At 64.5% G+C, this 11,651-nt stretch carries 12 protein-coding genes; 11 read left to right on the forward strand and 1 reads right to left on the reverse strand.

The genetic code is table 11. From position 1 onward, the window contains the following. Window positions 1-243 precede the first annotated feature (243 nt). From QQK18_RS10065 to QQK18_RS10110, 10 genes are all read left to right on the forward strand, one after another. Window positions 244-1,353 carry a branched-chain amino acid ABC transporter substrate-binding protein gene (locus tag QQK18_RS10065; protein WP_284340202.1) on the forward strand — a complete coding sequence of 370 codons (1,110 nt, stop codon included), beginning with the start codon at window positions 244-246 and terminating at the stop codon, window positions 1,351-1,353. A gap of 124 nt (window positions 1,354-1,477) precedes the next feature. Next, on the forward strand, window positions 1,478-2,392 hold the full coding sequence (locus QQK18_RS10070) for a branched-chain amino acid ABC transporter permease (protein ID WP_284340203.1): 915 nt from the start codon (window positions 1,478-1,480) through the stop codon (window positions 2,390-2,392). Then, window positions 2,392-3,369 (forward strand): branched-chain amino acid ABC transporter permease, encoded by a 978-nt coding sequence (locus QQK18_RS10075; protein WP_284340204.1) that lies wholly within the window; start codon window positions 2,392-2,394, stop codon window positions 3,367-3,369. Before QQK18_RS10070 ends, QQK18_RS10075 begins: the two co-directional genes overlap by 1 nt. Beyond that, entirely contained in the window at window positions 3,366-4,157 is a 792-nt protein-coding gene (locus QQK18_RS10080; protein WP_284340205.1) for an ABC transporter ATP-binding protein, read from the forward strand. Before QQK18_RS10075 ends, QQK18_RS10080 begins: the two co-directional genes overlap by 4 nt. 4 nt (window positions 4,158-4,161) lie before the next feature. Then, window positions 4,162-4,881 carry an ABC transporter ATP-binding protein gene (locus QQK18_RS10085; RefSeq protein WP_379993748.1) on the forward strand — a complete coding sequence of 240 codons (720 nt, stop codon included), beginning with the start codon at window positions 4,162-4,164 and terminating at the stop codon, window positions 4,879-4,881. Between the two features lie 128 nt (window positions 4,882-5,009). Beyond that, the gene (locus QQK18_RS10090) at window positions 5,010-5,918 is read left to right on the forward strand and encodes a dihydrodipicolinate synthase family protein (RefSeq protein ID WP_284340207.1); all 909 of its coding nucleotides are present in this window, start codon (window positions 5,010-5,012) and stop codon (window positions 5,916-5,918) included. 50 nt (window positions 5,919-5,968) lie between these two features. Continuing rightward, window positions 5,969-7,243, forward strand: a complete 1,275-nt coding sequence (locus QQK18_RS10095) for an NAD(P)/FAD-dependent oxidoreductase (protein ID WP_284340208.1) — start codon at window positions 5,969-5,971, stop codon at window positions 7,241-7,243. Window positions 7,244-7,251: 8 nt separating this feature from the next. Further along, window positions 7,252-8,253 carry a 4-hydroxyproline epimerase gene (locus QQK18_RS10100; RefSeq protein ID WP_284340209.1) on the forward strand — a complete coding sequence of 334 codons (1,002 nt, stop codon included), beginning with the start codon at window positions 7,252-7,254 and terminating at the stop codon, window positions 8,251-8,253. Window positions 8,254-8,265: 12 nt separating this feature from the next. Next, complete coding sequence (locus QQK18_RS10105; protein ID WP_284340210.1) at window positions 8,266-9,300, forward strand: trans-3-hydroxy-L-proline dehydratase; 1,035 nt, start codon at window positions 8,266-8,268, stop codon at window positions 9,298-9,300. Then, window positions 9,297-10,310, forward strand: a complete 1,014-nt coding sequence (locus tag QQK18_RS10110) for an Ldh family oxidoreductase (RefSeq protein ID WP_284340211.1) — start codon at window positions 9,297-9,299, stop codon at window positions 10,308-10,310. Before QQK18_RS10105 ends, QQK18_RS10110 begins: the two co-directional genes overlap by 4 nt. A 46-nt stretch (window positions 10,311-10,356) precedes the next feature. Here QQK18_RS10110 and QQK18_RS10115 read toward each other — a convergent pair whose 3' ends face one another. Continuing rightward, complete coding sequence (locus QQK18_RS10115; RefSeq protein ID WP_284340302.1) at window positions 10,357-10,998, reverse strand: GbsR/MarR family transcriptional regulator; 642 nt, start codon at window positions 10,996-10,998, stop codon at window positions 10,357-10,359. Here QQK18_RS10115 and QQK18_RS10120 point away from each other — a divergent pair. Next, window positions 10,921-11,649: an ABC transporter ATP-binding protein gene (locus QQK18_RS10120; RefSeq protein WP_284340212.1), complete on the forward strand. Its 729-nt coding sequence runs from the start codon at window positions 10,921-10,923 to the stop codon at window positions 11,647-11,649. The two genes, QQK18_RS10115 and QQK18_RS10120, sit on opposite strands and share 78 nt — an antisense overlap. Window positions 11,650-11,651: the final 2 nt, after the last annotated feature.

An 11,651-nucleotide genomic window follows, 5' to 3' on the forward strand; every position in this document is an offset into this window, starting at 1 on the left:
GATATATCTCAAATGCATCACTAGTCTGATCAGGCTGGAGGGGCGAGAACGAACGTCCTCTAGGCAGATGTGACGGCCGGCGCGCCGATGAGTCATCGGGCGCGCGAAAAAAGGGATTGCCATTCGACGGCACCAAGCGGTCCTATGGGCTTGGTGAAGCGCTGGAGGTAGTCGACAAACCCGGCGTCGGGCTCGACCGAGCCGGGTTCCCATTCAAATGAGCAGGGAACGAGAGGGATCCACATGCAAATCATAAAGAAAGCCGCAGCGGCCGGCGTCTTGGCGCTGGCATTCGGTTCGCCGGCTTTGGCTCAGGACGCCATAGCCATCGGCGTGCAGGTGCCGACGACCGGGTCCGAGGCAACCTACGGTCAGGACATGGCCAATGCCATTGCTATCGCGCAGGGCGAGATCAACGCCAACGGTGGCGTCCTTGGTCAGCAATTATCGATGGTGGTTGGCGACTCGGCCTGCGATCCGCAGCAGTCGGTCAATGCAGCAAGCAAGCTGGTTTCGCTCAATGTCGTCGGCGTCGTCGGCGGCTATTGCTCGGGGGCGACGCTTCCGACCCTCAAGATCTACGGCGATGCCAATGTGCCCTTCGTGATCGCGGCGGCCAATTCGACGCAGCTTATTCCGGCAAACCCGGGCAACGCCTTCATGATCAATTCGACGGGCGACCAGCAGGCGACCCGCGCGGTCGAGTTCCTGTCTTCCAAGGGCGCAACGACCCTTGCCATCGTCAACCAGGGCGACGCCTATTCTCAGGATCTTGCCAACCTCACCCGCGACGCGTGGACCGAGGCCGGTCACACCGTGGCCGCGTTTGAAACCGCCAACAAGGGCGAGCAGGACTTCTCGGCCATTGTCACCGCCATTCGCGGCGCCAACCCGGATGCTGTATTCTGGACCGCCTATTTCGCCGATGGCGGCCTCCTGATCCGTCAGCTTCGCCAGGGCGGTTATCAGGGCATCATCGCCGTCGGCGACGGCTCGAACTCGCCCAATCTTTTCGATATTGCCGGGCGCGCCGCCGAAGGCGTCTTCGCCTTCTCCAACCCGACCGCCGATTTCCTTCCCGCGGCCCAGGACTTCGCCGAGACCTATACCCAGCAGTACAACGCTGCGCCCGGTCCCTATGCGCCGCTGGCCTATGACGGCATGCGCCTTCTGGCCTGGGCGATAGAAAAGGCCGGCTCGACCGATGCCGATGCGATCATCGAGGCACTTGCGACTGCCGACGGCGAGGAGTGGCTCGCTGGACCGATCTCGTTCACCGAGCAGAACACGCTTGCACGGTCCAACTTCATCGTTCTCGAAGGCAAGGATGGCGCCTGGACGCGCGCCGACTGACCGCCGTAGATTGACCAACGGTGCCGGTGGCCTCCAGAGGCCGCCGGTCCTGTCGGTCAACGGTCCAGGCACGTCCCGCCGCCTTGAGAGGCGGCCTGCGTGCCGCCTTGCCGGAAGGACGGACATGAACCTTTCTGACATTGTTGCCCAGCAACTGGTGAACGGCCTGGTGCTCGGCTCCTTTTATGCCCTGGTCGCACTTGGCTACACGATGATCTTCGGGGTCATCAAACTTCTCAACTTCGCCCATGGCGACCTCTACATGGTCGGTGGTTTCGTCGGCTTTCTTGCGCTCTCGGCCATATCGGGTGTCGTGGGGGGCGACTGGCCGGGGGTGTTCATCGCCATGCTGTTCGCCATGATCGCGGTGGGGTGCCTCGGCGTCGTCATCGAGCGGGTGGCCTACCACCCGATGCTGGCGGCCCCGCGCCTTTCGATCCTGATCACCGCGCTGGCGGTCTCGCTGGTCCTCCAGAACGCCGTGCTCGGGCTGACCGGCGGGCAATATCAGGCGTTCCGCGCCGATCTCGGCTTCGGCGGGTTCGATATCGGCAGCCTGTTCATCCAGCACAATCAGATGGTGCTGGTGGGCACAGCCGCACTGCTGATGGTCGCTCTGCAGCTGTTCGTCACCCGGACCCAGTTTGGGCGGGCGATGCGGGCGGTTTCGATCGACAAGGACATGTGCCAGCTCATGGGCATCAACGTGCCAGTCGTGATCGCGGTCACCTTCTTCATCGGCTCGGCGCTGGCGGCAGCAGCGGGTACGATGGCGGGCGCCTATTATGGCTCGATCTGGTATTTCATGGGCTTCCTCATCGGCCTCAAAGCCTTTACCGCCGCCGTGATCGGGGGCATCGGCTCCATTCCCGGCGCCATGCTCGGCGGACTGGTGCTCGGTCTTCTCGAAGCCTTCGGCACGCAGATCCCCGGCATCGGCAGCGAATGGAAGGATGTCTTCTCTTTCGCCGTGCTGATCCTGGTTCTTGTCCTGAAGCCCACTGGGCTTCTCGGCAAACCCGAACAGGAGCGGATGTGATGAGCGAGAAGAACGTTGTCGCCTCCCGGCTCTATGGGCCGCTGTCGGGCGTGCTGGTCGATCCGCGGGCTAAGTGGACGGCGATCGTCGCCATCCTCGTGCTGATGGCCGTGGCGCCGATGATCTTTGGCCAGTACGCCACCGTGATCCTGACCAATGCGCTGCTCTATGTGGTGCTGGCGCTGGGGCTCAACGTGGTGGTCGGCTATGCCGGGCTTCTCGACCTCGGTTATGCGGCGTTCTTTGCCGTCGGAGCCTATACGGTCGGCATCCTGACCCTCGATTTCGGCCTCAATTTCTGGCTGGCGCTGCCTTTTGCGATGGTCGCGGCCGCGATCGCGGGCGTGATCATCGGTGGTCCGACGCTGCGTCTGCGTTCGGATTATCTTGCCATCGTCACACTGGGCTTTGGCGAGATCGTGCGCTTTTCGGCACGCAATCTGGAAATCACCGGCAAAGCCAGCGGGCTTTCCGGCATCGAACAGCCCTGGATATTCGGCTGGCAGATCCGCTCGGCGACCGACTTCTACTACGTCTTCTGCGTGCTTGCGATCATCGCCGTGGTCGCTGCGGCCCGGCTCGCCAATTCACGGCTCGGCCGCGCCTGGCTCTATGTGCGCCATGACGAGGACGCGGCCGAGGCCATGGGCATAGACCGGGTCAAGGTGAAGCTCGCCGCCTATATCATCGGCGCGATCTACGGCTCGATTGCCGGCGCGTTCTTCGCGGTCAATCTCGGGGCCATTTCTCCCGAGAGCTTCTCGTTCACCCAATCCGTGCTGATCCTGATGGCCGTCATTCTCGGCGGCATGGGCAAGATCCCCGGCGTGATCCTGGGCGCCTTCATCGTCATCCTCGGGCCCGAGCTGCTGCGCGATCTCGGCCCGCTGCGACTGCTGGTCTTCGCGGTGGGACTGTTGTTGATCATGCTGTTCCGCCCCAGCGGCATATGGCCCGGACGGAGTGCGGCCAAATGAGCGACATGCTTCTTGAACTCTCTGGCATAGAGCTCGCCTTCGGCGCCTATACGGTGCTCGAAGATGCCAGCTTTTCCGTCCCCAAAGGCGCGATCGTCAGCCTGATCGGGCCGAACGGGGCCGGCAAGACGTCGCTCTTCAATTGCATCACGGGTTTCTATCGGCCGCGAAAGGGCTCGATACGGTTCGATGGTCGCGAAATCAGGGGACTGAAACCGCACCACGTGACAGCGGCGGGCATTGCTCGCACGTTCCAGAACCTGCGGCTCTTCCGGGAGATGACCGTCCTCGAGAACGTCATGTCGGGCATGCATTGCCGCACACGCGCCGGTGCATTCGCGGCGATCCTGCGCACGCCCATGCAGCGTGCCGAGGAGGCCGAGATCCAGGAGTTCTCGCGCGAGTGTCTCGAGTTCGTTGGCGTCAGGGAGGGTTTCGATCGCGAGGCGACCACCCTTGCCTATGGCCATCAGCGGCGGGTCGAGATTGCCCGTGCGCTCGCCACCAAGCCGAAGCTCCTGCTGCTCGACGAGCCGGCTGCCGGCCTCAATGCCGGCGAAAAGCAGCAACTTATCGAGCTGATCGGGCGCATCCGCGACGAGCGGGGCGTTTCGGTGCTGCTGATCGAGCACGATACCGGGCTCGTAATGAAGGTTTCCGAGCGCATCAGCGTGCTCGACCACGGGGTGATGATCGCCGAGGGCAAGCCAAAGGAAATCCAGAGCAATCCCAAGGTGATTGAAGCCTATCTCGGCCAGGAAGACGCGGAGGCCGGCCTTGACCTCTGAGACGATGAACAACGACGTCGTGCTGCGCCTGAAGGGCGTCGAAGCCGGTTATGGCCGCATCCAGGCACTCAACGGGGTCGATCTCGAGGTGCGGCGGGGGCAGATCGTTGCGCTACTTGGCGCCAACGGGGCCGGCAAGACCACGACCCTCAAGACCATTTCGGGCCTCGTGCGTGCGACCTCCGGAACGGTGGAGTTCGAAGGAGAGGATATCACCGGCCGCAGGGCCAGCGACATCGCCCGCCTCGGTCTCGTCCACGTGCCGGAAGGAAGGCATATCCTCAAGGGTCTTTCGGTGCGCGAGAACCTCGAGCTCGGAGCCTTCACCGTGCGCGATGCCAATCTGCGGCGGCAGCGTATGGGCGAGGTCTTCCGGCTTTTTCCCATTCTCGAACGGCGCCAGCACCAGGATGGCTCGCTGCTTTCCGGGGGCGAGCAGCAAATGCTGGCCATTGGACGCGCGCTGATGCACGGCCACAGGGTGCTGCTGCTCGACGAGCCCTCGATGGGCCTTGCGCCCAAGCTCGTGCTCGACACCATGCGGATCATCAAGCGCCTCAACCAGGAGGGGACCACCATCCTTCTGGTCGAGCAGAATGCCCGGCTCGCCCTCAAGCTTGCCCACTACGGCTATGTTCTCGAAGGCGGACACGTGCGGATGCAAAACGATGCGGCAGTCCTGCGCGCCGATACCTCGATCGTCCAGGCCTATCTCGGAGACTGACCGACCAGCCGGGCGATGCTTCAATCAAACCGGGGCAAGGCGGGGCAAAGGTCGCTCCGCCACCCATTCCTGACAATCGCCGGCGGCTAAACGCCAGCACCAACGACCAACGCTGAGGACGAAAACAGATGACTGTGACCTGGAAGGGCGTGATCCCGGCCCTGATGACCGAAATGCACAAGGATGGCCGGCTTGATCTCGAAGCCACTGCCCGGCACGCCGAGAGCTGCATAGCAGCAGGGTGCGAAGGCCTGGTGATGCTCGGGACGCTGGGCGAAAATTCCTCGCTCAGCCTCGACGAGAAGGAACAGGTGGTGAGGACTGCCGTCGAAGCAGCCAATGGCCGGGTGCCGGTTCTGGCGGGCATTGCCGAATATACCACCGATCTTGCCATCGCCACCTCGAAGCGTATGGGCGCGGCTGGTGCGGCCGGCCTGATGGTGCTGCCGGCGATGGTCTACCAGCAGGACTCCCGCGAAGCGATCACGCATTTCCGCGCCGTCGCCCGCGCCGTCGACCTGCCGGTCATGATCTACAACAACCACGTGGCCTACAAAGTCGATCTCAGCCCCGAGGATTTTGCCGAGCTCGCCGACGAGAAGACCATCGTCGCCGTCAAGGAATCGAGCCATGACAGCCGCCGCATGACGGACATGGTCAATGTCCTCGGCGATCGTTACAAGCTCTTCTGCGGCGTCGATGACCTGGCGCTTGAGAACATCCTTTTCGGCGCTGTCGGCTGGGTCTCCGGCCTCGTCAATTCCTTCCCGCGCGAAGGCGTTGCGCTCTTCCGCGCGGCAAGCGAAGGCCGGCTCGAGGAAGCACTTGCCCTCTATCGCTGGTTCATGCCGTTGCTTCACCTCGACACCGAAGTGAAGCTTGTCCAGTACATCAAGCTCGTCAACCAGATGACCGGTGAGGGTGCCGAATGGGTGCGCGCGCCGCGCCTGACCCTGATCGGCGAGGAACGCGCCCGGGTCGAAGCCCTCGTCAATAAGGCGCTGGAAACCCGCCCCACGCTCAAGGCTGCGGCCTGAACGTCGCGACGCGGGCATTTGCCCGCTGACCCCCACCACGGACTGCGTGAATGACCTGCGTCCACCTCGAAACCGACCTGCCAGCCGGCCCCAACGACGTGATCGTCGTCGGGGCCGGCATTGTCGGCCTCGCCACAGCCCAGAAGCTGATCGAGGCGGGGCGACAGGTCACGCTGATCGACCGCAAGGGCATCGCCGAGGAGACGAGCCGCGGCAACGCAGCCGCCTTCGCCTTCTCGGACATCCTGCCGCTCGCAAGCAAGGGCATGCTGGCCAAGGTGCCGGGATGGCTGATGGACCCGCTTGGCCCCTTGAGCATTCCGCCGGCCTATTTCCCGCGCATCCTGCCCTGGCTCATCCGCTTCTGGCGGGCTGGTTGGCCGGACCGGACCGCCAGCAGCATCGCGGCGCAGACGGCGCTGATGCAGCTGGCCAGAGCCGAAATGGCGATGATGGTCGAGGCGGCGGGACTGACTGCCATGGTCCGGCACGACGGTTCGCTCGAACTCTATGAAAGCGATGCCGAACTTGCCGCCGCCGAGCCAGGCTGGCGCGCGCGGGCCGAGGCGGGCATTGGCTTCGAGCATCTGCGCGGCGAGAGGCTGGCCGAACTGCAGCCTGGGCTTTCGCCGCAAATCGTTGCCGGAACGTTCGTCCCGCAATGGCAGTCGGTCGAAGAGCCTTACCAGTTCGCTCTCGCCCTTGCGCAGCATGTCAAAGCGCGTGGCGCCCGGCTCTTGCGCGCCGAAGCCGCGGCGGTCCGGCCGCGAGAAAGCGGCGTGCAGGTCGTGCTCGCGGACGGGCGGTCGCTCGACGCGGTGGCCGCCGTAATCGCGGGCGGCGCCTGGTCGCACCGGCTGACCGAGCCTCTGGGCGACCGCATTCCGCTCGAAACCGAGCGCGGCTACAACACCACGCTTCCGCCAGGCGCCTTCGACGTTAAGCGGCAACTCATCTTCGGCGGGCATGGCTTCGTCATCACGCCGCTTGCGACCGGCTTGCGGGTGGGGGGCGCGGTCGAGCTTGGCGGACTCGACCTCGATGCAAACTTCGCCCGCGCCGATGCGATGCTCAAGAAAGCCGCGCGCTTTCTGCCCGGCCTCAGGATCGAGGGCGGAACGCAATGGATGGGGTTCCGCCCTTCGCTCCCCGACAGCCTGCCGGCCATCGGCGCCTCGCGCGCCTCGGACCGGATCGTCTACGCTTTCGGGCACGGCCATCTCGGGTTGACGCAGTCGGCCGCGACCGGGCGGCTGGTGGCCGACCTTGTTTGCGCCCGCACCCCCGCCATCGACATTGCCCCGTTCAATCCGCAAAGGTTCTAGAAGACAAGATGGCACGCCACACCTTCACCTGCATCGATGGACACACCTGCGGCAATCCGGTGCGGCTGGTCGCGGGTGGCGGCCCGAGCCTCGAGGGTGCGACCATGCTCGAAAAGCGGGCGCACTTTCTTGCCGAATACGACTGGATTCGCACCGGGCTGATGTTCGAACCGCGTGGGCACGACATGATGTCGGGCTCCATCCTCTATCCGCCGACGCGCGAGGACTGCGACACCGCCATCCTCTTCATCGAAACCTCGGGGTGCCTGCCCATGTGCGGGCACGGCACCATCGGCACCGTCACCATGGCGCTCGAGAACGGGCTGATCCGGCCCAAAACGCCGGGTGTCGTGCGGCTCGATACGCCCGCCGGGCTTGTTACCGCCACCTACCGGGAGGAGGGGCAATATGTCGAGGAGGTGCGGATCACCAACGTGCCGGCATTCCTCCATGCCCGCGATCTCGAGGCCGAGGTGCCCGGATTGGGCACGATCAAGGTCGATGTCGCCTATGGCGGCAATTTCTACGCTATCGTCGAGCCCCAGGAGAACTTCTCCGATATCGCCGACGTGACTGCGGGCGACCTTGTCCGCTGGAGTCCCATGCTCCGCCGGGCCCTCAATGCCAGATACGAGTTCGTACACCCCGAAACGCCCGACATTCGCGGCCTCAGCCACATTCTCTGGACCGGGGCACCGCAGACCGAAGGCGCGACGGCCCGAAATGCCGTGTTCTATGGCGACAAGGCCATCGACCGCTCGCCCTGCGGCACGGGGACCTCGGCGCGCATGGCGCAATGGGCCGCCCTCGACAGACTGCAGGTCGGCGAGGAATTCATCCACGAAAGCATCATCGGCTCGCTGTTTTCGGGGCGCGTCGAGGAGGTCGTCAAGGTCGGCGAGCGCGATGGCATCGTCCCCTCCGTCGGTGGCTGGGCGCGTCAGACCGGGTTCAACACCATCTTCATCGACGATCGCGACCCGTTCGCCCACGGCTTCCAGGTGATCTGAGAGGGGGCGAAGATGCGCACGACCAGGACCATCCACATCGTCGGCTGCCACGCCGAAGGAGAGGTCGGCGATGTGATCGTCGGGGGCGTCGCGCCGCCGCCGGGCGAGACGCTCTGGGAGCAGTCGCGGTTCATCGCCAAGGACCAGACCCTGCGCCAGTTCGTCCTCAATGAACCGCGCGGTGGCGTCTTCCGGCATATCAACCTCCTGGTGCCGCCAAAGGACAAGCGGGCGCAGATGGGCTTCATCATCATGGAGCCCGAGGACACGCCGCCTATGTCCGGATCCAACTCCATCTGCGTTTCGACGGTGTTGCTCGATACCGGCATCATCGAAATGCAGGAGCCGCAGACCCGCATGGTGCTCGAAGCGCCGGGCGGGCTGATCGAGGTCACCGCCGATTGCCGCAATGGCAAGGCCGAGCGCATCACCGTGACTAATGTGCCGAGCTTTGCCGGCAAACTCGGGGCCACGATAGAGGTCGAGCGCCTTGGCACTTTGACTGTCGACACCGCCTATGGCGGTGACAGTTTCGTCATTGCCGACGCAGCCGCCCTCGGCTTCGCCGTCACCCCGGACGAAGCGCGCGACATCGCCGAAACCGGCATCCGGATCACCCGCGCGGCCAATGAGCAATTGGGCTTCAGGCACCCGACCAATGCCGACTGGAACCACATCTCCTTCTGTCAGATCGCCGCGCCCGTCACCGAAGAAGAGGGTGTCCTGACAGGTCGCAACGCTGTCGTTATCCAGCCGGGAAAAATCGACCGCTCGCCGACCGGTACGGGCTGTTCGGCCCGGATGGCGGTCCTGGCGGCGCGCGGGCAGATGAAGGTCGGCGACCGCTTCATCGGCCGCTCGATCATCGGTTCGGAGTTTTCCTGTCGTATCGCCGCCGAGACCGAGCTCGACGGGCTGAAGGCCATCGTACCGGAAATCTCTGGCCGCGCCTGGGTCACCGGCACACGCCAGGAGCTGCTCGATCCAGATGACCCCTGGCCGCACGGCTACACGCTTTCGGACACCTGGCCCCGGATCGGGCGATGAGCGGCACCGTACATATCGCCTTCGAGGAGTTGTCGGCCCTCCTGCGTGATATCCTCGCCGCCCATGGGTGCCGACCCGAAGTCGCAGCCTGTATCGCCGAAACCTGCGCGATCGCCGAGCGCGACGGCGCCCATAGCCACGGCGTTTTCCGCATCGACGGTTATATCGCCTCGCTTGAGGCCGGCTGGGTCGATGGCCAGGCCGTGCCGGTGGTCGAGGACGTCGCGCCCGGCCAGGTGCGCGTGGATGCGATGAATGGCTTCACCCTGCCGGCGACGGCTGCGGCAAGGGAGCTTTTCGTCGCCAAGGCCCGCCGAACCGGGCTCGCCACCCTGCTTGTGCGTAATTCGCACCATTTGAGTGCGGTCTGGCCGGATGTGGAGCCCTTCGCCCGCGAGGGGTTCGTTGCGCTTTCGATGATCAATTCCATGGCCTATGTGGTCCCGCACGGTGGGCGCGACGCTGTGTACGGCACCAATCCGATCGCGTTTGCAGCGCCGCGCAGCGGCCAGAACCCGCTGGTCTTCGATTTTGCCACCAGTGCCCTCTCGCATGGTGACGTGCAGATTGCCGCGCGGGAGGGAAAGGACCTGCCTGCCGGTTCGGGAGTCGATGCGCAAGGTCAGCCGACGACCGATCCACAGGCCGTGCTCGATGGGGGCGCGCTGCTCACCTTTGGAGGCCACAAGGGCTCGGCGCTCGCCCTGATGATCGAGGTCATGGGAGCGGCGCTGACGGGTGGCAAATTTTCGTTCGAAGTCGACTGGAGCGATCACCCAGGCGCGGCGACCCCGCATACGGGCCAGTTCTTCCTGCTCATAGATCCCGACCGCGGCGCGACGCGTCCATTCGCGGAGCGGGTCGAAACATTGGTCCGGCAGCTCCATGCGACGGGCGTCGAACGACTGCCGGGCGAGCGCCGCTATGCCAATCGGCGGCACAACAGCCTGAAGGGCATTCCCATCGCTACTGACCAGTTGGCGCGCCTGCGGTCGCTTGCGGGTCGATAGCCGAACGCCGCGTCCGCTCTCGTCCTCTCCGCGGCTCAAAAAAAGCTCACTGGCTGCCGTCTTGCCGCTGTCGCCAACGCTCCCTGACCGTTGCCATGGCTTCGCGTGTCAGAGTGTAGAACTCGGCCATCTCCTCCAGGCGGTTCCTTGTCGCTTCCGATGTGGCGAGTTGTTTGCCGCGCCTGAGCAGGTCTGTCAGGTCGTGAAGCATGCGGTTCTGACCAGCCAGCATTTCCGCGTAGGCATCCGACAGTTCGTAGAGAATGCGCCTGCTTCCGCGAACGGTCTGGCGTCTGGCCAGCGTATATTGCTCCAGCAGCCGCGCGGCGACGCTGGCGCTGCTCTTGCTGATCTTCATGTCTGCAGCGATCCGATCGAGGCTGACGGGCTCTTCGATCAGGATCAGATAGCCGTAGATGCGCGCTGCGGTCTGCGGCACGCCCCAAGGGACAAAGAGGCGCGCCACGTCGTCGATGAAACGCAACTGCTGGTCCGTGAGCTCGTTATTTGACATATTCGGCATAAGTCGAATATTCCATATGTACGTCACGGTGCACAAGTCCCTGCTGGCGCCGGTGCGATTATGATCTGCCGCCACCGAGAGGTCGCGATGAGAAACGGCTCCAAAGCTCCGCGGGAGCCCGCATTCAAGGTTGAGGGCCTTACAAAGGTTTTCGGTACCGGCCATTCAGCGGTCCATGCGCTGCGCGGTGTGGATCTGGACATCCCGGCCGGCGAGCTGGTCGTGCTGCTCGGCCCCTCCGGCAGCGGCAAGTCGACGCTCCTCAACATACTCGGCGGGCTGGATCACGCGACGGAAGGCCGGGTGCGGTTCTTCAAGGAGGAACTGACCGCGATGAACGATGCCCAGCTGACCCGGTACCGGCGCCGGGACGTCGGGTTCGTCTTCCAATTCTACAACCTCATGCCGAGCCTTACGGCGCGCGAGAACGTCGAGCTCGTCACCGAGATCGCCAGCGATCCCCTCGATCCCGCCGAGGCTCTTGCCCTTGTCGGGCTCACCGAGCGCCTCGACCACTTCCCCGCGCAGCTTTCCGGCGGCGAGCAGCAACGGGTCGCGATTGCCCGCGCCGTTGCCAAGCGGCCCACGGTCCTGTTCTGCGACGAGCCGACGGGAGCGCTCGACATCCGCACGGGCAGGTCCGTGTTGCGCGTGCTCCAGGATGTCAACACGCAGACCGGCGCCACCGTAGTGATCATTACCCATGCGGCAGCGACTGCCGAAATGGCGGACCGGGTCATCGACTTCGCCGACGGCCGTGTTCGCGAGATCTCCGTCAACGAGGCCAAGGTCTCGGCCGAACAAATCCAGTGGTGACG

Origin of the sequence: Devosia nitrariae (assembly GCF_030160115.1) — a bacterium.
In the GTDB taxonomy this organism is placed as follows: Bacteria; Pseudomonadota; Alphaproteobacteria; order Rhizobiales; family Devosiaceae; genus Devosia; species Devosia nitrariae.

Bases quoted from the DNA above. Each gene is read 5' to 3' on its own strand.
- QQK18_RS10100 (WP_284340209.1), top strand. From the start codon at position 7,252: ATGGCACGCCACACCTTCACCTGCATCGATGGACACACCTGCGGCAAT.
- QQK18_RS10090 (WP_284340207.1), top strand. From the start codon at position 5,010: ATGACTGTGACCTGGAAGGGCGTGATCCCGGCCCTGATGACCGAAATG.
- QQK18_RS10110 (WP_284340211.1), top strand. From the start codon at position 9,297: ATGAGCGGCACCGTACATATCGCCTTCGAGGAGTTGTCGGCCCTCCTG.
- QQK18_RS10080 (WP_284340205.1), top strand. From the start codon at position 3,366: ATGAGCGACATGCTTCTTGAACTCTCTGGCATAGAGCTCGCCTTCGGC.
- QQK18_RS10065 (WP_284340202.1), top strand. From the start codon at position 244: ATGCAAATCATAAAGAAAGCCGCAGCGGCCGGCGTCTTGGCGCTGGCA.
- QQK18_RS10115 (WP_284340302.1), bottom strand. From the start codon at position 10,998: ATGGCCGGTACCGAAAACCTTTGTAAGGCCCTCAACCTTGAATGCGGG.
- QQK18_RS10120 (WP_284340212.1), top strand. From the start codon at position 10,921: ATGAGAAACGGCTCCAAAGCTCCGCGGGAGCCCGCATTCAAGGTTGAG.
- QQK18_RS10105 (WP_284340210.1), top strand. From the start codon at position 8,266: ATGCGCACGACCAGGACCATCCACATCGTCGGCTGCCACGCCGAAGGA.
- QQK18_RS10075 (WP_284340204.1), top strand. From the start codon at position 2,392: ATGAGCGAGAAGAACGTTGTCGCCTCCCGGCTCTATGGGCCGCTGTCG.
- QQK18_RS10095 (WP_284340208.1), top strand. From the start codon at position 5,969: ATGACCTGCGTCCACCTCGAAACCGACCTGCCAGCCGGCCCCAACGAC.
- QQK18_RS10070 (WP_284340203.1), top strand. From the start codon at position 1,478: ATGAACCTTTCTGACATTGTTGCCCAGCAACTGGTGAACGGCCTGGTG.
- QQK18_RS10085 (WP_379993748.1), top strand. From the start codon at position 4,162: ATGAACAACGACGTCGTGCTGCGCCTGAAGGGCGTCGAAGCCGGTTAT.